This is a genomic window from Pseudomonas viciae (assembly GCF_004786035.1).
GTDB lineage: Bacteria > Pseudomonadota > Gammaproteobacteria > Pseudomonadales > Pseudomonadaceae > Aquipseudomonas > Aquipseudomonas viciae.
In genome coordinates this window covers 4,243,286-4,267,436 of the sequence record NZ_CP035088.1, presented here as the reverse complement: position 1 = coordinate 4,267,436, position 24,151 = coordinate 4,243,286, and the positions used below count along the sequence as shown (strand labels likewise).

The window sequence follows — 24,151 nt, the reverse complement described above, 5'->3', positions numbered from 1 at the left end:
ATACCTTTCTTCGTTTTTTTAGTTGAGTGCGGCAGTTCTAAGTTCGAAGTGTCAAGCGGTCTTGCGCCGCGCTGAAGGCTGGCGTGAGCCAAAGAGGCGCATGACAAGCCCGACCGGGCCGGTGTGGTACCAGCGCAAACTTGGGTCGGCTTTGCTGCGTTCTCCCATGGCCTGCGTAAGGCGATCGAGGAAGATGGCAAGCAATACCAGTCCGACTCCCCCTACGGTGGCCAAGCCCATGTCCAGGCGACCGATACCACGCAGGACCATCTGGCCCAGCCCGCCCACAGAGATCATCGAAGCGATGACCACCATCGACAGGGAGAGCATCAGGGTTTGGTTCAGGCCCGCCATGATGGTTGACGTGGCCAATGGCAGTTGCACGCGCATGAGCATTTGCCGAGGCGTGCAGCCGAAAGCGCGGGCCGCCTCGATCTTGTCTTCCGGCACTTGGCGGATACCCAGGTTGGTCAGGCGCACCAGTGGCGGAAGGGCAAAGACGATGGTCACCAGAACACCGGGGACGTTGCCGATGCCGAACAACATCACCACCGGCACCAGATAGACGAATGCCGGCAGTGTTTGCATGGCGTCCAGGGCCGGTCTTATGGCCCGTTCCAGGTGGTCGTTCCTGGCGCTGAGAATACCCAACGGCACCCCGAACAACGCACAGAAGAACACCGAGGTGAGGACGAGGGACAGCGTGGTCATGGACTCGGACCACACCCCGATCATGCCGAGCAGGGTCAGGGTCACCAGGCAAAGCAGCGCCATGCGCTTGCCTGCCAGTTGCCAACCCAAGAGCGACGACAGCAGGATCCCGATAGTCGGCGGGATGCTTTGCAGGATGAACTCAATGCCGTTGAGCACTTGATCGATTGGCCAGCGCACCGCCCGGAACACGTCCCGGAAGTTGTGGACGAGATAGTTGAGCGCGTTTTGCACCCATTCGCCCAACGGGATGATCGCCGTTTGGAAGGGGTCTAGAAAACTGAAATCCGACATGGTGGCTACCTCTTTTCTATTTGCACCGACACTTAATGGCGACTCAGGGTTTGAAGTAGCTGACTCTTGGAAAGCGTCCCCTTGAGGGCGCCTGCGCGGTCAAGCACCGGCACTGGATAAGGAAGTGTCGCGGCGATATCCAGTACGTCATGCAGCGGTGTATCGAGGTATACGGGGCGTTGTTCATGCAGGCTGTGGCGTTGACCTGCCAGGTCCTGCGCTACGCCGCCGTGGCCATCGGTATCGACGACACCCAGCAGTTGATCTTGCTCGTTGATCAGGTAGCCATAGGGTGTGCCTGCTTTGAAACTGGGCGCTTTACCGTTCACCCGGCAGATCATTTCCGGATCCAGTTGAGCCACATCCCCTGCGGTCAGGACCCTTGAGCTGTCGAAGCCCTTGAAGAAGTTGCGCACATAATCCGTCGCCGGCTGGTTGATCAGTTCCTGCGGAGTACCGATCTGCACGACCCGGCCGCCCTCCATGATCGCGATGCGATGGCCGATGCGAATGGCTTCCTCGATGTCGTGGGAGATGAAAATGATGGTGCGCTGTTGTTCAGCCTGCAGGCGGATCAGCTCGCCCTGCATCTCGCTGCGGATCAATGGGTCGAGGGCCGAAAATGCCTCGTCCATCAGCAGGATCGTCGGGTCGTTGGCCAATGCTCTGGCCAGCCCGACACGTTGTTGCATTCCGCCAGACAGTTGATGAGGGTAGCTGTGTTCCTGGCCCGCCAAGCCAACCTGGCTCAAGGCTTCCCGGGCGCGCAGGTGGCGTTCTTTCTCTGGCACGCCGGCGATTTCCAGGCCAAAGGCGGTATTTTCCAGCACGCTCATGTGGGGCATCAGCGCAAAGGATTGGAACACCATGCCCATTTCCTTGCGCCGTACGTCGAGCAGGGTTTTATCGGAAAGGCCGGTAATTTCGCGACCGTTGAGGTGAATGCTTCCCGAGGTGGGTTCGATCAAGCGATTGAACAGGCGCACCATGGTCGATTTGCCAGAACCTGACAGCCCCATGATCACGAAAATTTCGCCTCGCTTGACCGAGAAACTTGCGTCAAATACACCGACCACATGGCCGGTTTTATCAAAAATCTCGTTCTTGTCGGCGCCATTGCGCAGCATTTTCATGGCGGTGTCTGGATTAGAACCAAAGACCTTGAAAATGTTTTTTACCGAAAGAATTTCATCGTCATGGCTCATACGACCCTCTTCTTATCTTTATGACCAAATATTTAACTTGTCTCAGTCGCTATTACAGCTGGCGGGCAAGCGCATATTGGCAGTCCGTTCGAATGCCGAACGTGAGTCATTGCGGTGCGTCATAGTTCTGCCTTGAACTTCGATGCCTCCTTGGCTTACACGCACCCGTTATGGCATTGGCCACTTCGTGAAGTATCCAATGCCAATGTTCTTATTTATGTATAGAAGCGTTTAAATCAAATGGACGTTTTATGGCTGGTCTGCCTCGGTTTGCGCTGCTTATAGAACTCTTGAAGCCGCTTCCGTCAGGCGACGGGTCATGACCTCGCAGTACCAGTCGACGAACTGGTTGACGCCATTCTCTACCAGCGGTGAGTACGGGCCCGGTTGATAAGCGGGTGAGGTGACGCCGACCTGCGCGCCCTCCACCAGGCGTCGATCTTGGTCATTGGTCGCCATCCAGACCTTGGTCAGGCGCTCGATATCGTAGTCGACCCCTTCCTGTGCATCCTTGTGCACTAACCAGCGGGTGGTTACGACGGTCTGGCCCGGGCCTTGAGGCAACACGCGAAAGCTCAGTGCGTGGTCGCCAAGAAAGTGATTCCAGGTCGATGGGTAATTGAAGTAGAGCAGCGCACCGATATTCTCGACGCCACTGCGATCCAGGCGTCCGGTGACGGCGGGTTTGCCGTCCATGGTATAGCTGCTGGCGCCATCACTGAGCGGAATCCGGGTCATTCGATATTGACCTGCAGGATCCATATTGATCCGGCTGGCCAGACCCGCTGCCTCGCAGGTGCTCCAATGGGCGGCAAGCTCCGGATCTTCGTCACCGCCGATGCCCTGGACGGATACGTTTTCTACAAACGACTTCAGCAATTCGGGGTGGGTCCCGTCACAGTGATAGCACTCGCGATTATTCTCGAAGACAAGTTTCCAGTTACCTTTCTCGACCAGGTGGGCCTCGAAAGCAACTTTGCAGTCTTCCAGATGGTGAGGGCCGATGAACGGCGAAACGGCGCTGCGGAACTTCTCGAAATCCGGTGCAACCTTGGCGACGCAGACATAAATGTAGCTGTGCACCACTTCACAATGCGCTGGTATAAGTCCATGGTCGGCGGCGTTGAAGTCCGGGCCCATGTTGCCTGCATAGAGAAGCTTGCCGTCGAGTTCGAACGTCCACTTGTGGTAGGGGCAGACCAGTTTCGCGACCTTGCCTTTTTCCTCGGTGCAGACTTTCGAGCCACGATGACGACAAGCGTTGTGGAACGCCCGGAGGTTACCGTCTTTTCCTCGTACTACGACTACCGGGTAATCACCGATCTGCAAGGTCAGGTATTGGCCTGGCTTCTCTAGCTCAAAAGTGTGCCCCGCAAAAATCCACTCCCGATGCCAAATCTGCTCCAGATCCTGGCGATACAGATCGGCATCAGAATAAGCAGCGCCAGGAAGACCATGCTGCGGTTTGCGCTGCTTGATCAGGTCTAATACGTCGGTGTACTTAGGCATTTCTTTCATGCACTCCTTATTATCGGGGCTTAGTGCAGCGTTTCTGCTCGCGCAGATGAATCGCTTACTTGGTAACGCTGCGAACTTGCTTCAACGCTGCGTCCAATTCAGCTAGCCTTACGGCATGGATGCGCCTGGATTTCGGTCGCTACTGCTTGCAAACAGTCTAGGACGAGGCCACAGGCCTGAAGAATCGACATTTTTTATGGGGTAATGATGATCTACTGTCATGGTTAAGCAGACCGAACCCGATCAGGCGCTGATCAAGATGCCCTCGCTGCGGGCAGTCAAGGCTTTCCTGGCCGCAGCCAGGTATCAGAATTTTACCCGGGCCGCTGAAGCGCTCTGCGTGACGCAGGCCGCCATCAGTCGCCATATACGGGATTTGGAAGAGCATCTCGGGACCGAGCTTTTCGATCGGGCAGGTCGTGCCGTCAAGCTGACCGACGCTGGCTCCAACTTCTATGATGTGGTGCAGTTGTCATTCAGCAGCATCGCTCAGGCCGCTGAGCGTATGCGCAGCAAATCTGTCTCTAAGCATGTGGTCACGCTGTGCTGTTCGCCGGCCTTTACCAACTTTTGGCTCGGGCCGCGACTGCCGGCTTTTTTCGAAGCCCATCCTGAGATTGACCTCAACCTGGTTGTGACCCAGAACTTCCTGTCGATGGAGACGGGGGTGCATCCGGATATCATCATCTGCAAGATGATGAAGAGCCACGACGGCTACCACAGCGAGCCTCTAATGTGCGACGTCATCTACCCAGTGTGCACGCCGCTCTATCTGGAGCAACATCCAGAACTGCAATCGATCCATGATCTTCGCGACAGCGCGTTGCTGAACCTCAGCCCCTTCGGGCGCTCGCAGGTCGCAGAGCATTTGGACTGGTATGGGTGGCTCGCTCACTACGATATCGACCTTAAGGCGCGCTCCAGCAAGGCGTCTCACTTTTTCAACGCCAATGACTACAGCCTCCTGATCCAGCTCGTGCTGGGCAATCAGGGCGTCGCATTGGGCTGGGATCATCTGGTAGCGCCGCTGATTGAAAAGGGGCTGTTGGTGCGCCCGGTCGAGGAAAAGCTGGTGCACAAGGAAACCCTTCACTATTTGAACTTCAATGAAGACAAGGCGCGCGATCCCAGCTGCTGCAAGCTGCGCGACTGGCTGCTGGCACAGTTCGATAGGGAGGCGTTTGAGGAGCCGGACGAAGCCCGTACATAACCGCAGATCATCAGTTGCTCCACATAAAAGTCGCTGTGTGCTGTTCCCGCCTGTCTTTATTCTTTCACCTTGAGAGCCCAGAACGTAACGCGTGTCTCAAGGTGAGGGAATGACCACTATTTCCTGAACGAACAAATGCGAGTGCTGGTTGATATCGGCGCGGTTCGCGTCGTATTCGCCTGCCAGGAATTCAGTTTCCGCTGGGCGCCGGTTATTCGGTGTCGAATCTAACCAGCATTCGAATTAGCAACTACTGCCCCTCTGTGCCGATTCGGTAACTGACGTTGCCGGGAACGCTATCGCTCAAAAACAAGTGTGCGGGAAGATCAAAATGACTCAGTTGAAAACAACAGAAGAATACCAGTCGATTGCTCGGCAGCTGACCTTGCCAAACAAGGCTGTGATCGATGGTGAAATACGCTCGGCACTTTCCGGCGCAACGTTTGGCACCGTTAATCCCGCCAATGGTGAGCACCTTGCCGATGTGGCTGCTTGTTCGTCAGCTGATGTGGACGCGGCCGTCACAGCAGCGCGGGCCGCTTTCAATGATGGTCGTTGGTCAAAGCTTCATCCCGGTGCGCGTAAGCAGGCGATCCTGCGTCTGGCTGCGTTGATCGAAGAAAACGCGCTGGAACTCGCGGTGATGGAAAGCCTGGACAGCGGCAAGACTATTTTCGACTGCCAGACAGTCGATGTGCCGGAAACCATTAACTGCCTGCGCTGGCACGCCGAAGCCATCGACAAGATCTATGACCAGGTATCGCCTGCGTCCGACGGTCATCTCGCGTTGGTTGTCCGTGAGGCGATCGGTGTGGTTGGCCTGGTCTTGCCTTGGAACTTCCCGCTGTTGATGCTGGCCTGGAAAATCGGCCCGTCGCTGGCCGCAGGTTGCTCACTGGTGGTCAAGCCGGCGGAAGAAACGTCGTTGACGACCCTGCGCGTTGCTCAGTTGGCCTTGGAGGCCGGTATCCCCGCCGGGGTATTCAACGTTGTGACCGGGGGCGGGGCTGAGGTAGGTGAGCCCATTGGCCGTCATCCTGATATTGATGTCATCTCTTTCACTGGCTCGACAGATACCGGGCGCCGCTTCCTGAAATACTCCGCCGAGACCAATCTCAAGGAAGTGGTACTAGAGATGGGGGGCAAGAACCCTTGCATCGTCCTGGACGATGTCAGTGACCTGGACAGTGTAGCCTCGCACATCGTGAACGGTGCGTTCTGGAACATGGGGGAGAACTGCTCCGCGATCTCCCGACTGATCGTGCATGAGGACATCAAGCACGCCCTGATCGAGCGCATCAAGCACTTCGCCAACGACTGGCATGTGGGTGACCCACTCGATCCGACCAACCGCGTCGGCCCGTTGGTGTCCACCGAACATTTCAGCAAGGTCAGTTCTTACCTGGGCCAGGGTGAGCCAGTGCTCTTCGGCGGGCAGACCAGCCAAGGGCGGTATGTACACCCGACCATCATCGAAGTCTCAAGCAATGACGCAAGGCCTGCGCGCGAAGAAATCTTCGGTCCGATCCTCACCGTGATCACCGTCAGCAGCCTCCAGGAAGCGGTGGCAGTGGCCAACGACACAGACTATGGACTCGCTGCTTCGGTGTTCACGGACAACGGCAAGCGCGCCATACGTATTGCCCGCGCGCTCAAGGCCGGGACGGTAACCGTCAACTCGTTTGGAGAAGGTGACATCACCACGCCGTTTGGTGGTTATAAGCAATCAGGTTTCGGTGGTCGCGACAACTCGTTGCATGCCCACGATCAGTACACCCAACTGAAAACCATCTGGCTGGATCTTGCCTGCGAAGAAGAGATTTGATCCCATGACTGCATTCGCTTTTTCCGGTCTCAATCTTGCGGTCACCACGCCTTTTGATGCCCAGGGCAAGATCGACTATCCACGCTTTGAGAGCCTGCTCGAACGCTATCTCGCTGCCGGCGTACATGGCTTTGTCCTGAGTTCCGGGACGGGCATGCATGTTTACCTGAGCAAAGAAGAGTCCAGGCAGTTGGTTGCCTTTGGCGCCAACGTCATTGACGGGCGTGCCCGCATCATCGTTCAAACTTCTGCCTTGCTGGCTGACGAGGTGGTGGAGCGCACCCGGCATGCCGCCGAGTGCGGTGCGGATGGCGTCATGGTGCTTCCGCCGTTTTTCGAGGGGCCCACTGATGATCAGGGCATCGTCGACTTCTATTCCACCGTGTCTGAAGCGGGGCTGCCCGTCATCGGCTACAACGTGCCTCAGGCGGTGGGCGTCGAAGTGAGCCCGGATCTGTTTCGCCAACTCAGCGAAATTCCGAACTTCGTATCGGTCAAAGACAGCAGCGGCGATTTGGCGGCTCAGGCATCGCTGATCCGTACGGGGCTGGCGACAATGAACGGCGCCGACCCACTGGTGCCATACGCGCTCTTTGCCGGTGCGGCGGGGCTGATCTGGGGCGGGGCGAACATGGCGCCGCGATCTTGCGTTGCGGTAGTGAAGGCGGCCATGGAGCAGGACTGGGCGCGTGCCCGGGAGATCTGGCGGTCGATCGAGCCGGTGATGTCGTTGATTTGGCAGGGTGATTACGTGCAATCGGTCTATGCCGGTGCCGAGATCACCGGTTATGGCGCGGGCAATCCTCGCCGACCGTTGGCGCGTCTGCCTGCTGAGAAGATCGCCGTGCTAAAGACAGCCCTTGAGCCTTTGATCGCTCTCGAGTCCGAACTCGCCTGACGATCTTGGGAGCAAGTCATGTACGTGGCCGATAAATTTCCAAAAAACAGCAGTCTTTCCGCCTGGGTGGCCATGCTTCCTACGCGCGTACCGACCCTCCCGCTGGAGGGCGCAGTGACCGCTGACGTTGCGATCATCGGTGCCGGCTTTGCCGGCCTCTCGGCCGCGCGTCGGTTGTCCCAGCTCGATTCGACACTGCGGGTTGCGATACTGGAAGCTGGTGTTGTCGCAGAGGGCGCCACCGGGCGCAACTCAGGCTTCATTATTGATTTGCCCCATGAGGTCAGCTCGGAAGATTTCGGGGGCTCATCAACCGACCGGGCTCGACGGGACATCACGCTTTACCGCACGGCGATCGGCTTGGCCACGGACATGGCGCAGGAGCACGGCTGGGGGCGCGATATCATTGACCCGTGCGGTCGTTACAGCGTGGCAATCAGCCAGAAGGGTGATGCCCACATCAAGGCGTATGCCCGACAACTGCAAGGGCTCAATGAGGCCCATGAAGTCCTGGATGCCAAAGGCATTCATGCGGTGACTGGCAGCCAGCTCTATACGTCCGGGCTCTACCTGCCTGGTACGGTGATGGTGCAGCCAGCGGCCTACATACGAGCGGTTGCAGACAGTCTGCGCAATCCGATAACGCTGTATGAAAACTCTGCGGTCCGGTCCTTCGACAAGCAGCCGGGAGGCTGGTCACTTAAAACGTCCAAGGGCACCGTTACGGCCAAACGCATCATTTTGGCCAACAACGGCCATGCACAGAGTTTTGGCCTGTTTCCCGGGCAACTGCTGCATGTCTTTACCTATGCGTCGATGTCGGAGCCTTTTGACCCACGACGCTTGAGCGGGAAGCGAGATTGGGCGGCCACGCCGGCGCTGCCCATGGGCACGACCGTGCGTCGGGTCAGTGGCGCTGAGGGTGATCGCATCCTGATTCGTTCGCGTTACTCCTATCACGCCGGGCTGGAAATCAATGAGGGCCATGTCCGTAGCGCGGGACGCGTACATGATGGCAAGTTCGTTGATCGCTTCCCCGGCCTGGCAGGCGTGAAGATGCAATATCGATGGGGCGGTCCGATGGCGCTGACCTGGAACAGTGTGCCGATTTTTGGCGAGATCGAGCCTGGATTGTTCGTCGCTTGTGCGTGCAATGGCCTGGGAGCTTCGAAATCTACGGCTGCCGGGATTGCAGCGGCTGAGGCAGCCGTGGGGCTGAAATCGCAGTTGGTTGAAATTTTTTCCAATTATGACTCGCCCAAAAACCTTCCGCCCCAGCCATTTCTGAGCATTGGCGCCAAAGCCGACTTACGTTTGCGTGAATGGCGTGCCGGCCGTGAATGATGTCATCGTGAAGTGCAGAACCGCCTAGGGGAATGTATGAGCAGTCAGCTGGAAAATGCCGTGCGTCATTACGATGTTCCCAGGCCTCAACTTGGAATCATCTTGTGTCTGCTGTCGATGTTGATCTTTGCAAGCCAGGACGGCATCACCAAGGTGCTTGTCAAGGATCTACCCATCGCGCAACTCGTCATGGTGCGCTATTGGGTATTCCTGGCCTTTGCCGTCGGTTACAGCGTTTATCAAGGAAGCTTGCGAACCGCATGTCGAAGCCAGCACCCTTTTCTCCAGATCATTCGTGCGTTGATCGGAGTCGGTGAAATCGCTTTGTTTGGATTAGGGCTGCGCTACCTGGGGCTGGCTGAAATGCATGCCCTGTACGCCGTGTTTCCCCTGATGACCCTGGCTTTGGCAGGTGCATTTTTGGGGGAGTACGTTGGCATTCGCCGATGGATTGCCGCCGCTATCGGTTTCACGGGCACGGTGGTGATCCTTCGACCAGGCACCGGTGTTTTTGAACTGGCAGCGCTTATCCCACTGCTGTCGGCCCTGGGGTTCGCTGTTTTCAGCGTGCTGACCCGACGAATCAGCCAAGATGATTCGTTTGCTACGAACATGCTCTACATGGGGTTCTTCGGTGCGATAGCCATCACCTTGCTGGGTCTTCCGGGCTGGGTTTCTCCAAGCCCGAAGCAATGGGTACTGATCGGGGTCCTTTCGATAACAGGCGTAGTGGCCCAGCTTTTACTTATCCAAGCGCTTAGATACGCGACGGCGGCCACGCTCCAGCCCTTCAACTACACGCTTCTGGTGTTTGCCACGTTGATAGGCTTGTTCGCATTTGGCGAGCTTCCTGACACATGGACAGTCGCAGGGGCGTGCATGGTGATTGCCGGTGGGCTGTATGCGATCAAGGTGAAAGGGTAGACATCCTGTTCGAGTTTATTCGCTGTCCCAGACCTGCGGCTATCCATTAGTCACATCGCTGCGGGGAAGGGTTAGGCTGATCGGGCGTCCAAGCTACGAACTTGCCCATAGCTCAGGCGGTGACCATTGCAGTTTGCTGCTCTGTAGAGCTGATTCGGCCGTGGCTGACCTGGCGGGTTTCCAGGGCAGCCATGGACTGATCAACGCCCCGGATTCCAACTCTGGAATGAACTTATTGCGCCACGCGCTTGCCGGGATCAGCGGCTGCGGTTTTTTCTCGAAACTAACCTTCACCGGCTCGCACAGGGAGAGTATTCGCAGGTTGAAGGAAACGACGATGATTTGGCTTCTATCGACAGCGTCACCTACGACTATCTTGCGAGAGATAACAGTGACGAGATCGAAGGCCTGAGGATCCTGGCGCGAAGTGTGCGCAGTCCCTGCCTGCCATACATCACTTCAATTCGCCGAACAGCCGCGGACGCAGATTCAATCAGGAACGCAATGAATGAAGCCTTGAGCCAACTTCCTGAGGTCTCTCGTGACCTGGCGATCAGGGAAGTGCTGCCGGCCAGTGAGGCTGACTATGAATGTCTTGTGGAGTATGAACGCAGTGCTGTCCGTTGCGGCTTTTCGTTTGTATCGTCCTGAGCTGCGAGCCGTCCCTGGCTCGCCATCCCAAACAAGCTAGAACTTGAACCGCCCCACCAACCCCTTGAGCTGCCCGGAAATATCGGTCAAGCGCCCCGAGCCGGTCTGCGCCGAGTGAGCAAATTCCTCGACCAATTGTGCGTCGGTATGGATCTGCGCGATGTGTCGGTTGATGTCTTCGGCCACCTGATGCTGTTCCTCTGCGGCCGTGGCGATCTGGGTGTTCTGGTCGCGGATCGAGTCCACCGAGATGCGGATTTTGTCGAAACTGTCGCGGGCCTGTTGGATGCGTTCCACGCTGGTTTGCGACACCTGCAGGCTGCCTTGCATCTGCAGGGTGACTTCCTGGGTACGCCGCGCGAGGTTGCCCAGCAGGCTGTCGATCTCGCCGGTGGAGTCGGCGGTGCGCCGGGCCAGGGCGCGGACTTCGTCGGCCACCACGGCAAAGCCGCGACCCTGATCACCGGCGCGCGCGGCCTCGATGGCGGCGTTGAGGGCCAGCAGGTTGGTCTGTTCGGCGATCGAGCGAATGGTGTCGAGGATGGTGTTGATGTTCTTGCTGTCCTGCTCCAACGCCTGCATGGTCTGGGTCGACTTTTGCAGGTCGTCGCTCAACTTCAGCACGCTGCCGGTGGCTTCGCCGATGTGATGCTGGCCATCGTGTACGTCGCGGTAACCCTCGTCCGCGCTGGAGGCGGCCTGGCTGCACGAGCGGGCCACTTCGTTGGCGGTGGCGACCATCTCGTTGAACGCGGTGCTCACCAGCTCCACGGCCTGACGCTGGCGCCCGGCGGCTTCGTTCATGTTTTGCGCCACTTCGCGGGTGTCGGCGGCGGCGCTTTGCAGGTCGGAAGAGGCACTGCCGATGCGCTGTACCAGCTGCGCGATCATGCCCAGGAACTGGTTGAACCAGCTGGCCAGGGTGGCGGTTTCGTCCTTGCCTTGCACGGTAAGCTTACGGGTGAGGTCACCTTCACCTTCGGCGATTTCCTGCAGGCCATTGGCGACGCCGCGGATCGGCCGCACGATGACACTGGCGAAACTGGCACCGACGATGGCGAAGACCACGGCCAGCGCAGCGGCGATGATGGCGATCAACCAGGTCAGGCTCGAAGCCTCGGCCATCACTTCATCGCGCTTGATCAGGCCAATGAAGCGCCAGCCCAAGCCTTTGGAACTGACCACGTTGGCCATATAGGGCACGCCGTCAATCTCGATCTGGGTCACGCCATCGCTGCTCTTGGCCAGTTCGGCATAGTTGGCGCCAAGGTCGGCCAGCGGCTTGAAGTTGTGTTTGGCATCGGCGGCGTCCACCAGAACGTTGCCGTTGGCTTCCACCAGCATCAGGTAACCGCTGTCGCCCAGCTTGATGTTCTTGACCAGCTCGGTCAGTTGCTTGAGCGAGACGTCGAGGCCAACGACCCCCACCAGCTTGCCGGCGGCGTCTGAGACCGTATGCACGATGCCGATCAGTGACACATCATCCGGCGCCCAGTAATAGGCGTCTGTGCGGACGGTGGTGCCCGGTGCGGCGATGGCTGCCTTGTACCATGGACGTACCCGAGGGTCGTAGTTGGAGATTTTAGGATCGTCAGGCCAGCTGGCATAGCCGCCGTCGGCCAGGCCTACGGAAAGATAGGCGGTGGTCGGATGGCTCTTGGCAAATCTGTCGAAGATCTCCAAAAGCTGTTTGTTGTTCTCAGGAAGAGGGATTTGTGCGGCGTCGGCACCGGAATAGTTTTTGAGATCCTTGGCCGCGACGATCCGGGGATCCTTGGCGAAGAATTCGACGTTCTGGCTGATACCGTCGAAAAACTGTTTCATGCCATTGTCGATCTGGCGGATTTCACGGCCACTGCTGTCCAGGAAGTTGGCTTTTGCGGCGTCGCGCAAGTTCAACACGACGAGCACTGCCACCAGGACAACCGGGAGGCAGGCAATGGCCGCGAACGCCCATGTCAGCTTCTGTTTGATATTCATGACTTCTCCCGCGGAATATTTTAGGTGTTGGAACGGCGGAAACATTAGCGGTGAGCGTTACGAATTCTGGAGGGGAAGCGCCCATGCCTACCCACAGCATATCGACCAAAGTCCCATGTACTTTAGGCCGATGGGTTGCCACCGGACGTCGATCAAGCTGCAGCGAGGCGATTGCAGACAGCGTCGCTAATCTGGAAGATAGTGCCGACGGCTCTGCATTTCCTGGCCTTTTCTCAAGGCACCAGAGTCAGGCAAGCCCTGATCGTCTTCATGTGTTAACGAGGCCCTATGCCAAGCGCATTCGAAAGCGTACTTAAAAACAAGAACATGGCTTATCGACCACTCGGATCGGCACCTGCCAGCCAGGCACCGATCCGCGTCGCGTTTGTATTGATGGACAACTTCTCGATGATGTCCTTCACCGGTGCGGTGGACGCGCTGGTGACCGCCAACCTGATGAGCGACATGCCCCTTTACGAGGTATTGACGGTCGGGGTTTCAGGGGCACAGGTGACGAGTGACCTGGGGATCGTCATCTCGACCGACATCGAGCTGGCGCAGATGCCGGAAAACCAGGACGTGCTGATCGTCGCCGGCGGCTTTCGTGTGAAGTTGCAAGGCCATCCATTGTTGCGCCGCAAGCTGCGCGCCAATGCGACGTCCGGGGCGATACTGGGCGGGCTGTGGAACGGCGTGTTTTTTGTCGCCGATGCCCATCTGCTCGATGGTTTCGAATGCGCTGTTCATCCGGAAAGCCGGGCGATGATGACGGAGATGTTTCCCCACGTGAAGGTTTCCAGTCGGGCCTATGTCGTTGACCGGGAGCGGGTCAGTTGCGCCGGTGCGAACAGTTCGCTGCGCATGATGCTCCAGTTGATCAGCAAGACGGGAGGGCAGGCGCTGGTGGGTGCCATCGAGGAAATTCTTCGCTGTGATGAATCAGGCGATGATGCTTCGGATTTGCCGCCGGTCTTCGTCGAGACGGACCCGACGCTGCCGGAAAGTCTCAAGCTGGCTTTGGAGCTGATGTGGCAAAACGTAGAGGAACCCTTGACCATCGATGAGCTGGCAGCGTGCGTGAAGATTTCCAAGCGGCAGTTGGAACGACGCTTCTGCAGTTTTCTCGGGGCGACCCCAACGCGGTATTACCTGGAGCTACGTCTGACACGCGCGCGCCAACTCATCCAGCAGACCAATCGGTCCGTGACCGAAATCGCCGTGGCGACGGGCTTCGTCAGCTCGCCGCACTTTCAGCGGCGTTTCCGGGATTTTTTCGGCGTTCCACCGGGCAGTTATCGTTCGACGTTTGCGCGCAAGTAACGTTTCGGGCTGCTGTGCAGCCCTTCGGGTGCAACTGGACGCCTCCACGCAGATCCTCAGCCTGGTCAAGCGCGAAGCGGACATCGCCGTGCGCAACCACCGGCCGGACAATCCTGACCTGATCGCCCGGCGAATTGCGCGTTGGCCGGTGGGGTTATTCGCCTCCCAGGCTTATGTCGATGTCCATGGCGTACCATCGCCTGGCAGCGCATTCGAAGGCTATTGTCGCAAGCCTGAGTTCGAGCCTGTTGGTGCGCCGCTCGATTGCCGCTGGCATTGATGGGGGAGCGGATGGCTTGGTGAGACTGTGGCCGGAGCGCACGCGTGCGTTGCCGTACGAGGTATGGCTGGTCACCCACGCGGACCTGCGCCATACCGCGCGAGTGCGGGCGGTGATCGATGAGATTGTCGAGGTATTTGCGTTGGAAAACGAATGAGACCTTGTGAGAGCGGGCTTGCTCGCGAAAGGGCCGGCATATCCAACATCGTTGTTGATTGATACACCGCTTTCGCGAGCAAGCCCGCTCCCACAGTTTCATTGGAGGTCACAGACACTGCTGTCATGGCATCTGCGGCAGCTCTTGCGGGCGCAGGTCAAACACCAGCACCTCGGCATCCTGGCCGTTGCTCAGTGTCAGTGCCTGTTCCTGGCGTACCCGCACTCCGTCACCTTCCTGTAGCGGCACACCGTTAAGCTCGACACTGCCCCGGGCCACATGCACGTAGGCATAGCGATCTGGGGCCAGGGTCAGGGTGGCGCTTTCCTGGCCATTGAACAGCCCAGCGTAGACTCGGGCGTCCTGGCGCACCTGGAGCGAGCCGTTGGCGCCGTCCGGGGAGATGATCAACTGCAGGCGACCGCGTTTTTGTTCGGCGCTGAAGTGTTCCTGTTGATAGCGCGGTGTGGCGCCACTGACGTTGGGCACGATCCAGATTTGCAGGAAGTGCACCAACTCGTCGGCACTGTGGTTGAACTCACTGTGGGCTACGCCACTGCCGGCGCTCATCAACTGCACGTCGCCGGGGCGAATGACCGAGCCCGTACCCAGGGTGTCCTTGTGCTCCAGCGCACCTTCAAGCACATAGGAGAAAATCTCCATGTCCCGATGGGGATGCTGGCCGAAGCCCTTGGCGGCGGCGACCCGGTCGTCATTGATGACCAGCAGGTCGGAGAAGCCTTGTTCATTGATGTTGCGGTAGTTGGCGAACGAAAAGGTATGGAACGAGGTCAGCCAGCCGTGGCGGGCGATGCCGCGGTCCGAAGCTTTGCGAAGGGTCAGCATGGTAGTTCTCCTGGTTCAGTGGGCGACGGCTGTGACCGTTCACCGGGTTCAGAAGAAGATTAATGGTTATCGAACCATTCAATAAGCAGGTGGAAAACGAAAGACTGTCCGTTTTGGGTGGACAATTGATGACTCCTACCAGCGGGCGCTTTGCTTCGACATAATGTCGATACCTGTCAGCCATATGATAAACCCTGTGGGAGCGGGCTTGCTCGCGAAGGCGATGCGGCAGTCAGCACACATGTTGAATGTGATGCCCTCTTCGCGAGCAAGCCCGCTCCCACAGGGGATCATCTGCGGTGTGTCGTTTTCCCCGATTTTTGGCGTATCCCCAATGAAAACCGTTGCAATGGTGCTGTTCCCGGATTTCCTGCTGCTCGACATGGCCGGGCCTCTTGAAGTGTTTTCCATCGCCAATCGTTATCTCGAGCCGGATCAGCGTTATCAATTATTGACCCTGGGCACCGAGCGCGGTGCATTACGGGCGTCTAACGGTGTGGCGGTGCAGGCCGATATTCATATCGACCAGGCTTGGGCGGCCTATGACGTTTTGCTGGTCCCGGGCGGGCCGGGGGCCTATAACGACCAGCATCCGGGCTTGCACACCTGGCTGCGGGCCGCGGCGCAACGGGCCACGCGCTATGGCTCCATTTGTACGGGGGCCTTTGTGCTCGGTGAGGCGGGGTTGCTCGATGGTTATCGCGTTACCACCCACTGGCATTACACCGAGCGCCTGATCCGCCGTTTCCCCAAGGCACTGGTGGAAACCGACAAGATCTTCCTGCAGGACCGCCGCCTGATCACCTCTGGCGGTGTCACCGCCGGTATCGACCTGGCGCTGTCCATCGTCGCGCAAGACCACGGCCGCAAGGTCGCGCTGGATGTGGCCAAGGTGTTGCTGGTGGTGATGAAACGCCAGGGCGGGCAGGCGCAGTTCAGTCCTCTGGTAGCTGCGGTGGCGTCCCAGGAGTCAGCCATTACCCGGGTGCAGAATCATGTGATGGAGCATCTGGAAGAACCCTTCACCATTGAACGCATGGCCGCGCTGGCCGCCATGAGCTCGCGGCATTTCGCCCGGGTCTTTGCCCGTGAAGTGAAGATGACGCCCATGGAGTTCCTGCAAGGTGCGCGTATCGACCGGGCCCGTCAGTTGCTGGAAAGCACGGATTTGCCCCTCAAGACCGTGGCGTTTCGCAGTGGCTTTGGCAGTGTGCGGCACATGCGCTTCCTGTTCAGTGAAAAGCTCGGACTGACCCCGGTGCAGTATCGCCAGCAGTTCAGTTGAGCCATCGGTGTCCGTCCAGGGCACCGTGATGTCCGTGACGCTCCCTGTGCCAGCATTGTCCTGTGGGCTGCGACTGCCAAGATAACGGCGAACCCTCTGGAAAGGATGCGCAGGAGCCAGGGCAGACGCGTTCGCTGACCTGCAACGTCATGCCCGCCCCGGTTACCCGGCGCTGGATCGCCCATGAACAGTTTCGTCAAACCCGATACCGAGCCGGCGCTGGGCTTCGGTCCGTTTGCCTTTTACCGACAGCAGCGGCTGGTCACCCGTGACGGCAAGCCGTTGGCGCTGGGCGGACGTGCCCTGGACATTCTTCAAGTGCTGGTCGAGCACGCCGGCAGCTTCGTCAGCAAGCAAGCACTTATCGCGCATGTATGGCCTGACAGCGTCGTGGAAGAAATCAACCTGCGGGTGCACATCGCGGCGCTGCGGCGGGCCTTCGGCGATGGGCGGGACGGCTGTCGCTATATCCTCAATCATCCCCGGCAAGGCTATTGTTTTGCCGCCTCCGTGGCCTTGGAGGCGAGTGTCGAACGGTGTCCCAACCGATGGTCCGCGCGACACAACCTGCCGGCCCGGCTGAACCCGCTGATCGGCCGCGACAAAGTGCTGGGGCAGTTACTGGCCGATGTGCCCCGTCGGCCCTTGACCACCGTGACCGGTCCGGGCGGTGTTGGCAAGACCACGGTGGTGTCGCGGGTAGCGGAATTGTTGCTGGAGTATTTTGACGACGGTGCCTGGTTCGTTGACCTGTCCGCCACCAGCGACTCTTCGCAGGTGTCGGTGCAGGTCGCTCGCACGCTCGGTTTGGCAGGCGCGCACTGGAGCGCGCAACTGGCCTCCTGTCGAATGTTGTTGGTGCTCGATGGCTGCGAACATGTGCTCGACGCCTGCCAGGAGCTGGCCCAGGCACTGCGCTCGGCACCTGGGGTGGCGCTGTTGTTGAGCAGTCGCGAACCCTTGGGTATCACGGATGAAAATGTTGTGCAGTTGCAGGGCCTGGCGGTGGCGTCGCCCCTTGAGCCGGAGCATCAAATATTGGCGTGCCCGGCCGTGCAGCTGTTGATCGATCGGGTCGGCGCCCGGCAGCAAGGCTTCACACCGGGTGAGCGCGACTTGCTGACCATTGCGCAAATCTGCCACCGCCTGGACGGTTTGCCGCTGGCGTTGGAGTTGGCGGCAGTCCAGGTCGATGCGTTAGGGGTGGCAGGAGTGCTGGAGCAGTTGGATTTTGGCCTGTCATTCTTGAGCCATGGACGACGCACGGCGGTGGCCCGCCACCGGAGCCTGGAGGCCTTGCTGGATTGGAGTTTCGAGCGCTTGAGCACTGATGAACAAGCGGTGCTCCAGCGTCTGGCGGTGTTCGAGGCACCCTTCAGCCTGAGGGCGGCGATGGCGGTGATCAGTTGCGCCGAGCTGGGTGTCGGGCAACTGCCCTGGCTGCTGTCACGATTGGTAAGTCAGTCGTTGGTGATGCTTGAGCAGCACGCCGAAGGGGGGCGCTTTCACTTGCTCCACACCACCCGCGCCTATGCCTTGGAAAAGCTGCGGCGCAGCGGCCAGTGGCAGGTGTTCCAGCGGCATTACGTGTTGCAGGAGGCTTGGCAACCCTGCCGCTCAGGGCTCCAGTCGTTGACTCAACCTTTGGAGCAGCGCGCCGGCTTCCTGTAGGTCGGGGGTATCGAACCCTTCGGTGAAGCGTCGATAGACCGGCCCGAGCAGATCGCGTGCGGCGTGTTCCTGCCCCTGGCGTTGCCATAACCGGGCCAGGGACATGGCGCTGCGCAGTTCCCAGGCCAGGGCGTTGTGCCGCCGGGCTACGGTCAGGGCTGCCAGCAATTGTTCTTCGGCGTGCCCTTCAAGGGATGGGTCATTGTGTGTCAGCCAGTTTTCGGCGCCGGCCCGCAGGATCTCCGCCGAGCACCAGCCCGCCGCACCGTCGTGGGCGCGTTCGATTTGCGCCTGGCTAACGAAGTCGGCCCGTAGCGTGACCACGATGTCGCGGATCAGCCCGGCAGCCGTCGGACTCGCCTCCAGGGTTTCACCGGTGAATGCGCAGTCGTAGTGGCGGGCCCAGTCATGGAACAGCATCACCGAATGTTTTTTCGCCTGTAGCTTCAACAGATCGAGCCTTTCTCGGGCGGTTGCGTGATCACCGTTGTAATGGGCGATCACGCAACCGCTCATCGCCAGGGTGTAGCAGATCGAGATGCCGTGGTTGATCTGCAAGGCGATCTGCAACGCCAGGTTGGCGGTGCGTCGGGCTTTCTCGGCAAAGCCCTGCAGCCAGAGGATGCGCGCCAGAATCGTCAGCGCAGCCACGCTCTGGTCGTATTGCACGCCAAAACCGTGGCTGAACCGGCTGAGATGGCCGCTCTGGGCCAGGCGCTGGATCACCTGCTCGGCATCGCGTCGAGCCGCGCCCTGGTCACCGGTAAAATGCAGCGCCAGCACACGCAGGCGTTGGGTGCTCAGGGAGAGGTTCGGGTCGCCGTGGGGCCCCAGCCGGTCGAAGTCCTGGCTTTGTTCCAGCGCCTCCCGATAGTTGCCACGACTGAGGTTGACGGTCATGTGCCCCGATACCGCCCGCAGTTCGCTCGCCAGGTCCTGGCAGTGCTGCGCCAGTTGCCGGGCCGTGACGAAAGCGCGGACGGTGGCCGGCGTGCCACCCTCGGTGTGGTAGTTGAAACTGGCGTGGGCCAGTTCCAGGGCGAGGGTCAGCCTTGGGCACGGCGAGGGGCTGGCTTGTAATAATTTCAACGCTTTGCTGACGTAAAGGCCGTGCTCCTTGAGCAGCGACAGTTCCTGCCAGAGGGGCAGGGTGCGAGCGGTCAGGCGGATTGCCACGGTGTGCGAGCCCTGTGGACCCAAGCCCCGGTCGAGCGCCGCACGGATGTCGTCGCGATAGGCAGCGTAGCGGGCGATCCACAGCCGCGTGGGGGTGTTTTCCCAGTCGCTTTCGGCTTGCTCCATCAGCGTCAGGCAACGCTCGGCGTGACGTTCCTGGCTGGCCGCCAGTTCCCCGGCTTCGGCCAGTTTCTCCAAGGCATAGCTGCGGGTGGTATCGAGCAGCCGATAGCGCACCTCTTCATCGCCAATCTCTACATTGAGCAACGATTTGGCGACCAACTGGCTGACTGACACCAGCACCTGATCGGGCGCCACATGCTGGCCGATGATCACTGCGGCGGCCGATGTCAGGTTGAAACTGCCCATGAACACCGCCAGCCGCCGCAGGCAGATCTGCTCGCACGGGATAAGCAGCGCGAAGCTCCAATCCAGCGTGGCACGCAGGGTTTGCTGGCGCGGTGCGGCGTCGATTTCGTTGTGCAGCAGGGCGACGCTGTCTTGCAGTTGTCGGTGAAGTTCCTCCAGCCCGAAACGGCCGATTTGCGCGGCGGCCAGTTCAATGGCCAGGGGAATGCCGTCCAGCCGCTGGCAGATGTCGATCACCAACGGTACTTCGTGGTCGGTCAGTTCGAAGTCGTCCTGGCTGGCCATGGCCCGCTCGGCGAACAGTTGCAGTGCCGGGTACTCCACGGCGGGATAACCCTCGATAGGCGTCTCTCGCGGCGGGAACGCCAGGGAGTCCAGGCGCTGCACGTGCTCACCTTCGGCACGCAGGCCTTCGCGGCTGGTGGCCAGGACATGCAGGTGAGGGGCGCCGCGCAGCAGGGTTTCGCAGAGTAGAGCGATGGCGTCGATCAGGTGCTCGCAGTTGTCGATCACCAGCAACAGATGCCGCTCCTTGAGCTGGCGGGCGATGGTGTCCAGCGGGTCGCCGTCATGCAGCGGCAAATCCAGCAGCGCGCACAGGTTGGGAGCGATCATGGCCGGGTCGTTGAGCGCTGCCAGGTCCAGCAGACAAGTACCGTCGCGGTAGTGGCCGATCAACTGTTCGGCGACCCGCAGGGCGACGGTGGTCTTGCCGATACCGCCGGTACCCACCAGCGTGATAAAGCGTTTTCGCGGCAACTGGGCCACCAAGGCGTCTACCAAGGCCTGGCGTCCGATCATTCGTGTACGGCGCAGCGGCAGGTTGCGGGCCAGTGACGGATGCGGGATGCGCGCCAGTTGCTCGAAGGGCTCGAGCGACACCGGTGCGACAAAACTGTAGCCGCGCTGGGCGACGGTGACGATGTAACGCTGGCCCGCCTGACCATCCCCCAGGGCTTTGCGCAATGCCGCGACGTGCACCCGCAGGTTGGTGTCTTCAACGATGCTCTTGGGCCAGACGCGGGCGATCAGTTGCTGTTTGCTCACCACCTGCCCGGCGTGTTCGAGCAGCACCAGCAGAATCTCTACTGCCCGCCGCCCCAGGCGCAACGGTTGCCCACCCTCCAGCACCAGGCGCTGGCGAGGATGGACCCGGTAAGGGCCGAAATGCACGGTCTGTTCGACGGGCAGGTTGAGGTAATGGCTCATGTCGCTCTCAATGTTCTGGTCCCGGTGCAGGGGTTATCCCCGAGCATATTCCTCAGGTTTTGCGTCACGCGCAACGGTGAAGAGCTTTTGCATATTTTTGGCCAAACATAGAACCCCGTGGCGAGGGAGCCAGCTCCCTCGCCACGAAAGCGGGGGGATTAACACGCCCGTCCCGAAAAAATTAACAACGTTTAACTCACGCAGGTGCCCCCCATGGCCGGACCATAAAGCCATCCACCCACCTCAAGGAGTCATGTCATGAGCACCTTCATTACCCGCGACGGCACCGAGATTTACTACAAGGACTGGGGCAGTGGTCAACCGGTGGTTTTCAGCCACGGCTGGCCGTTGAACTCGGACAGTTGGGAGGCGCAAATGATGTTCCTGGCGTCCCACGGCTACCGGGTGATCGCTCATGATCGTCGTGGCCACGGGCGCTCCAGCCAGCCGTGGGACGGCAATGACATGGACACCTACGCCGATGACCTGGCCGAGCTGATCGAGCGCCTGGATTTGAAGAATGCAGTGCTGCTGGGCTTCTCCACCGGCGGCGGTGAAGTGGCGCGCTACATCGGTCGCCATGGCTCCGCGCGCGTTGCCAAACTCGGGCTGATTTCGGCGGTGACGCCGCTGATGGTCAGGACCGCGACCAACCCCGGCGGCTTGCCCATCGAGGTGTTCGACGGTTTCCGCCAGGCCTCCCTGGCCGACCGTTCTCAGCTATACAAAGATGTGGCCAGCGCGTTTTTCGGCGCCAACCGTCCGGGTGCCAAAGTCTCCCAAGGCATGATCGACTGGTTCTGGATGCAAGGCATGCTCGCCGGCCACAAGAACACCTACGACTGCATCAAGGCGTTCTCGGAGACTGATCTTTCCGAAGACCTGCGCAACATCGACGTGCCGACCCTGGTGGTCCATGGCGATGACGATCAGGTGGTCCCCATTGAAACCGCCGGCATCGCAGCCGCCAAGTTGCTCAAGAACGCGCAGTTGCTGGTTTACCCAGGCGCACCTCATGGCTTGACCGATACCCACAAGGATCGGTTGAACACCGACCTGCTGGCGTTCATCCAGGGTTGACCACGCACTAACCTGTGGGAGCGAGCTTGCTCCGGGCGGCGTTCCGACGATGGCGGCGCAACAGTCAACATTGCCGCCGCCTGACACTCCGCTTTCGCGAGCAAGCCCGCTCCCACAGGATCGATAGGACTCACACCCATGAACCGCAACGACTTACGCCGCCTCGACATGAACCTGCTGGTGATTTTCGAGGCGCTGATGTTCGAGAAAAACCTGACCCGCGTCGCCGAAAAGCTGTTCATGGGCCAGCCGGCGGTGAGCGCGGCGCTGGGGCGGCTGCGGGATCTGTTCGATGACCCGCTGCTGATCCGTCACGGTCGCGGCATGGAGCCGACTCCGCGGGCCCTGGCCATCCTGCAAGAACTGCAACCGGCCATGGACACGATTTCCAGCGCGGTCAGCCGGGCCAAGGCGTTTGATCCGTCCACCAGTTGCGATGTGTTTCGCATCGGCTTGTCCGACGATGCCGAGTTCGGCCTGTTTCCACCGTTGCTGAGCCAACTGCGTGAAGAAGCGCCGGGCATCATCGTCGTGGTGCGCCGGGCCAATTTCCTGCTGATGTCGTCGCTGCTGGCCAGCGGTGAAATCAGCGTCGGGGTCAGTTACACCACCGACCTGCCGGCCAATGCCAAGCGCAAGAAACTGCGGGACATTCCCTGCAAGGTCTTGCGCGGCGACAAACGTCCGGGGCCACTGACCCTGGACGAATACTGCGCGCGGCCCCACGCCATGGTCTCGTTCTCGGGCGACCTGAGCGGCAACATCGACCTGGACCTGGCCCACATCGGCCGGGCCCGCAAAGTGGTGCTGGCGGTGCCGCAATTCAGCGGGTTGCGGGCGTTGCTGGCCGGCACCGAACTGATCGCCACCGTACCCGACTACGCCGCCTGCGCGCTGGTGGAAGGCTGCGCGCTGCGGGCCGAGGATCCGCCGTTCGAGATCAACGCGGCCGAGTTGTCGATGGTCTGGAGCGGCGTGCATGACAACGACCCGGCCGAGCGCTGGCTGCGCTCGCGCATTGCCACCTACATGTCCCAACCGCTGCCGGCCGCCGCCTCGGCGGACCCGGACGGAGCTCACCGATGAACATGACCGATGAACGCCCGTTGCAGGACCTGGGCTTGTTGTTCCTGCGCCTGAGTGGCGCGCTGTTTTTGCTCTGGGTCCATGGCCTGCCGAAGCTGCTGCACTACAGCGTTGAGCTGACCCGCATCGAAGACCCGTTTCACCTCGGCGCGGCGCCGACCCTGATCCTGGCGATTTTTGCCGAAGTGCTGTGCCCGCTGCTGATCATGGCCGGTGTCCTGGTGCGCCTGGCCTGCTTGCCTATCCTGTTTCTGCTGGCGGTGGCGCTGTTGGTGGTGCACCCGCAGTGGAGCCTGGAAGAGGGGCAGTTCGGCTGGCTGCTGCTGATCATATTTACCAGCGTGTTCATCGCCGGGCCCGGGCGCCTGGCAATCAATACGCGTTTTGTTGGAGTGCTTCGCCATGTCTGAATCTCAAGCCATTGAATCCCCCGCGAGCCCGGCCAAACCCGGCTTCGATGAAATCGTGACCCTGGTGGTCAAGCACCGGATCAAGGCCGGCCAGGACGCGGCGTACGAGGCCTGGTTACGCCGCATCGTGCGCGTGGCCGGTCAATGGCCGGGCCACCTGGGTGTGGACGTGGTGCGCGGCAAACTGGGCGGGTTGTCGCTGTTCACCTGCGTGCTGCGTTTCTGTTCCACCGAGGCCATGCAACGCTGGCTGGATTCCCCCGAACGCCGGGACCTGGTGGAAGAAGCCGCGCCCTTGCTGGCCGACGGCGACCAGACCGAAGTCGCGCCGCACAAGGAATTCTGGTTCGCCCCGTTGGCCGATGCCTCGACGCCACCGCCGCGTTGGAAGCAGGCGGTGGTGACGCTGCTGGTCATCCTGCCGCACACCTTGCTGGTGCCGCTGATCTGGGGGCCGTTACTGCAGCTCCACGCGTTCCTCTCCAACTACGTGGTCGCCACATTCTTGATCACAGTGACGATCGTGCTTTCGGTGGTGTACGTGTGCATGCCGCTGGCGACCCGCCTGTTCGCACCGTGGCTGGAAGCCTCCAAGGCCCATGAACACCTGGAGTCCGACCATGGCCAATAAAGATGACCCGAGCGATCCGCTGCGCCGCCAGTTACTGGCCGCCGGATCCCTGCTCAGCGCGGCGGCGGCTT

General features: G+C 60.1%; 16 protein-coding genes and 4 pseudogenes. 13 read left to right on the top strand and 7 right to left on the bottom strand.

The genetic code is table 11. From position 1 onward, the window contains the following. Positions 1-51 precede the first annotated feature (51 nt). From proW to EPZ47_RS18400, 3 genes and pseudogenes are all read right to left on the bottom strand, one after another. Positions 52-1,026, bottom strand: a pseudogene (gene proW, locus EPZ47_RS18410) (glycine betaine/L-proline ABC transporter permease ProW); the annotation flags it as partial. An 11-nt stretch (positions 1,027-1,037) separates the two neighbouring features. Further along, positions 1,038-2,210, bottom strand: a complete 1,173-nt coding sequence (locus EPZ47_RS18405; protein ID WP_135846114.1) for a quaternary amine ABC transporter ATP-binding protein — start codon at positions 2,208-2,210, stop codon at positions 1,038-1,040. A 279-nt stretch (positions 2,211-2,489) separates the two neighbouring features. Continuing rightward, entirely contained in the window at positions 2,490-3,719 is a 1,230-nt protein-coding gene (locus EPZ47_RS18400) for an aromatic ring-hydroxylating oxygenase subunit alpha (RefSeq protein ID WP_135848031.1), read from the bottom strand. 229 nt (positions 3,720-3,948) lie between these two features. On the opposite strand from EPZ47_RS18400, the gene EPZ47_RS18395 reads away from it, so the two are divergent. The 5 genes from EPZ47_RS18395 to EPZ47_RS18375 all read left to right on the top strand — a co-directional run bounded on the left by EPZ47_RS18395 (position 3,949) and on the right by EPZ47_RS18375 (position 9,929). Then, positions 3,949-4,938 carry a LysR family transcriptional regulator gene (locus tag EPZ47_RS18395; protein WP_135846113.1) on the top strand — a complete coding sequence of 330 codons (990 nt, stop codon included), beginning with the start codon at positions 3,949-3,951 and terminating at the stop codon, positions 4,936-4,938. Positions 4,939-5,269: 331 nt separating this feature from the next. After that, positions 5,270-6,763: an aldehyde dehydrogenase gene (locus EPZ47_RS18390; RefSeq protein WP_135846112.1), complete on the top strand. Its 1,494-nt coding sequence runs from the start codon at positions 5,270-5,272 to the stop codon at positions 6,761-6,763. Between the two features lie 4 nt (positions 6,764-6,767). Then, positions 6,768-7,661, top strand: coding sequence for a dihydrodipicolinate synthase family protein (locus tag EPZ47_RS18385; RefSeq protein WP_135846111.1), 894 nt, complete (start codon positions 6,768-6,770; stop codon positions 7,659-7,661). An 18-nt stretch (positions 7,662-7,679) separates the two neighbouring features. Next, positions 7,680-9,005, top strand: coding sequence for an NAD(P)/FAD-dependent oxidoreductase (locus tag EPZ47_RS18380; RefSeq protein WP_135846110.1), 1,326 nt, complete (start codon positions 7,680-7,682; stop codon positions 9,003-9,005). A 36-nt stretch (positions 9,006-9,041) separates the two neighbouring features. Next, complete coding sequence (locus EPZ47_RS18375) at positions 9,042-9,929, top strand: DMT family transporter (RefSeq protein WP_135846109.1); 888 nt, start codon at positions 9,042-9,044, stop codon at positions 9,927-9,929. Positions 9,930-10,616: 687 nt separating this feature from the next. Here the strand turns inward: EPZ47_RS18375 and EPZ47_RS30895 are convergent. Both EPZ47_RS30895 and EPZ47_RS30890 read right to left on the bottom strand, forming a co-directional pair. Continuing rightward, a pseudogene (locus EPZ47_RS30895) lies at positions 10,617-11,126 on the bottom strand (methyl-accepting chemotaxis protein); the annotation flags it as partial. A gap of 351 nt (positions 11,127-11,477) precedes the next feature. Next, a pseudogene (locus tag EPZ47_RS30890) lies at positions 11,478-12,560 on the bottom strand (HAMP domain-containing protein); the annotation flags it as partial. Positions 12,561-12,848: 288 nt separating this feature from the next. On the opposite strand from EPZ47_RS30890, the gene EPZ47_RS18365 reads away from it, so the two are divergent. Together EPZ47_RS18365 and EPZ47_RS18360 are read left to right on the top strand one after the other, a co-directional pair. Beyond that, positions 12,849-13,880, top strand: coding sequence for a GlxA family transcriptional regulator (locus EPZ47_RS18365; RefSeq protein ID WP_135846107.1), 1,032 nt, complete (start codon positions 12,849-12,851; stop codon positions 13,878-13,880). Positions 13,881-13,902: 22 nt separating this feature from the next. Next, positions 13,903-14,317 (top strand): annotated as a pseudogene (locus tag EPZ47_RS18360) (type 2 periplasmic-binding domain-containing protein); the annotation flags it as partial. A gap of 123 nt (positions 14,318-14,440) precedes the next feature. On the opposite strand, the gene EPZ47_RS18350 reads toward EPZ47_RS18360, so the two are convergent. Then, the gene (locus tag EPZ47_RS18350) at positions 14,441-15,163 is read right to left on the bottom strand and encodes a pirin family protein (RefSeq protein WP_135846106.1); all 723 of its coding nucleotides are present in this window, start codon (positions 15,161-15,163) and stop codon (positions 14,441-14,443) included. Between the two features lie 334 nt (positions 15,164-15,497). On the opposite strand from EPZ47_RS18350, the gene EPZ47_RS18340 reads away from it, so the two are divergent. Together EPZ47_RS18340 and EPZ47_RS18335 are read left to right on the top strand one after the other, a co-directional pair. After that, positions 15,498-16,448, top strand: a complete 951-nt coding sequence (locus tag EPZ47_RS18340) for a GlxA family transcriptional regulator (RefSeq protein WP_135846105.1) — start codon at positions 15,498-15,500, stop codon at positions 16,446-16,448. 183 nt (positions 16,449-16,631) lie between these two features. After that, positions 16,632-18,119 (top strand): ATP-binding protein, encoded by a 1,488-nt coding sequence (locus EPZ47_RS18335; protein WP_135846104.1) that lies wholly within the window; start codon positions 16,632-16,634, stop codon positions 18,117-18,119. Here EPZ47_RS18335 and EPZ47_RS18330 read toward each other — a convergent pair. After that, positions 18,066-20,873 carry an ATP-binding protein gene (locus tag EPZ47_RS18330; RefSeq protein WP_135846103.1) on the bottom strand — a complete coding sequence of 936 codons (2,808 nt, stop codon included), beginning with the start codon at positions 20,871-20,873 and terminating at the stop codon, positions 18,066-18,068. The genes EPZ47_RS18335 and EPZ47_RS18330 overlap by 54 nt on opposite strands. A 258-nt stretch (positions 20,874-21,131) precedes the next feature. Between EPZ47_RS18330 and EPZ47_RS18325 the strand changes: the two genes are divergently transcribed. The 4 genes from EPZ47_RS18325 to EPZ47_RS18310 all read left to right on the top strand — a co-directional run bounded on the left by EPZ47_RS18325 (position 21,132) and on the right by EPZ47_RS18310 (position 24,080). Further along, on the top strand, positions 21,132-21,953 hold the full coding sequence (locus EPZ47_RS18325) for an alpha/beta fold hydrolase (protein WP_135846102.1): 822 nt from the start codon (positions 21,132-21,134) through the stop codon (positions 21,951-21,953). Positions 21,954-22,091: 138 nt separating this feature from the next. After that, positions 22,092-23,039 (top strand): LysR family transcriptional regulator, encoded by a 948-nt coding sequence (locus EPZ47_RS18320; protein ID WP_135846101.1) that lies wholly within the window; start codon positions 22,092-22,094, stop codon positions 23,037-23,039. After that, positions 23,036-23,449 carry a DoxX family protein gene (locus EPZ47_RS18315; protein ID WP_092144454.1) on the top strand — a complete coding sequence of 138 codons (414 nt, stop codon included), beginning with the start codon at positions 23,036-23,038 and terminating at the stop codon, positions 23,447-23,449. The genes EPZ47_RS18320 and EPZ47_RS18315 overlap by 4 nt, the downstream gene beginning before the upstream one ends. Further along, positions 23,442-24,080: an antibiotic biosynthesis monooxygenase gene (locus tag EPZ47_RS18310; protein ID WP_135846100.1), complete on the top strand. Its 639-nt coding sequence runs from the start codon at positions 23,442-23,444 to the stop codon at positions 24,078-24,080. The genes EPZ47_RS18315 and EPZ47_RS18310 overlap by 8 nt, the downstream gene beginning before the upstream one ends. The last annotated feature ends 71 nt before the right edge of the window (positions 24,081-24,151 follow it).

Bases quoted from the DNA above. Each gene is read 5' to 3' on its own strand.
- EPZ47_RS18310 (WP_135846100.1), top strand. From the start codon at position 23,442: ATGTCTGAATCTCAAGCCATTGAATCCCCCGCGAGCCCGGCCAAACCC.
- EPZ47_RS18325 (WP_135846102.1), top strand. From the start codon at position 21,132: ATGAGCACCTTCATTACCCGCGACGGCACCGAGATTTACTACAAGGAC.
- EPZ47_RS18400 (WP_135848031.1), bottom strand. From the start codon at position 3,719: ATGCCTAAGTACACCGACGTATTAGACCTGATCAAGCAGCGCAAACCG.
- EPZ47_RS18390 (WP_135846112.1), top strand. From the start codon at position 5,270: ATGACTCAGTTGAAAACAACAGAAGAATACCAGTCGATTGCTCGGCAG.
- EPZ47_RS18380 (WP_135846110.1), top strand. From the start codon at position 7,680: ATGTACGTGGCCGATAAATTTCCAAAAAACAGCAGTCTTTCCGCCTGG.
- EPZ47_RS18375 (WP_135846109.1), top strand. From the start codon at position 9,042: ATGAGCAGTCAGCTGGAAAATGCCGTGCGTCATTACGATGTTCCCAGG.
- EPZ47_RS18330 (WP_135846103.1), bottom strand. From the start codon at position 20,873: ATGAGCCATTACCTCAACCTGCCCGTCGAACAGACCGTGCATTTCGGC.
- EPZ47_RS18335 (WP_135846104.1), top strand. From the start codon at position 16,632: ATGAACAGTTTCGTCAAACCCGATACCGAGCCGGCGCTGGGCTTCGGT.
- EPZ47_RS18385 (WP_135846111.1), top strand. From the start codon at position 6,768: ATGACTGCATTCGCTTTTTCCGGTCTCAATCTTGCGGTCACCACGCCT.
- EPZ47_RS18350 (WP_135846106.1), bottom strand. From the start codon at position 15,163: ATGCTGACCCTTCGCAAAGCTTCGGACCGCGGCATCGCCCGCCACGGC.
- EPZ47_RS18405 (WP_135846114.1), bottom strand. From the start codon at position 2,210: ATGAGCCATGACGATGAAATTCTTTCGGTAAAAAACATTTTCAAGGTC.
- EPZ47_RS18320 (WP_135846101.1), top strand. From the start codon at position 22,092: ATGAACCGCAACGACTTACGCCGCCTCGACATGAACCTGCTGGTGATT.
- EPZ47_RS18365 (WP_135846107.1), top strand. From the start codon at position 12,849: ATGCCAAGCGCATTCGAAAGCGTACTTAAAAACAAGAACATGGCTTAT.
- EPZ47_RS18315 (WP_092144454.1), top strand. From the start codon at position 23,036: ATGAACATGACCGATGAACGCCCGTTGCAGGACCTGGGCTTGTTGTTC.
- EPZ47_RS18395 (WP_135846113.1), top strand. From the start codon at position 3,949: ATGGTTAAGCAGACCGAACCCGATCAGGCGCTGATCAAGATGCCCTCG.
- EPZ47_RS18340 (WP_135846105.1), top strand. From the start codon at position 15,498: ATGAAAACCGTTGCAATGGTGCTGTTCCCGGATTTCCTGCTGCTCGAC.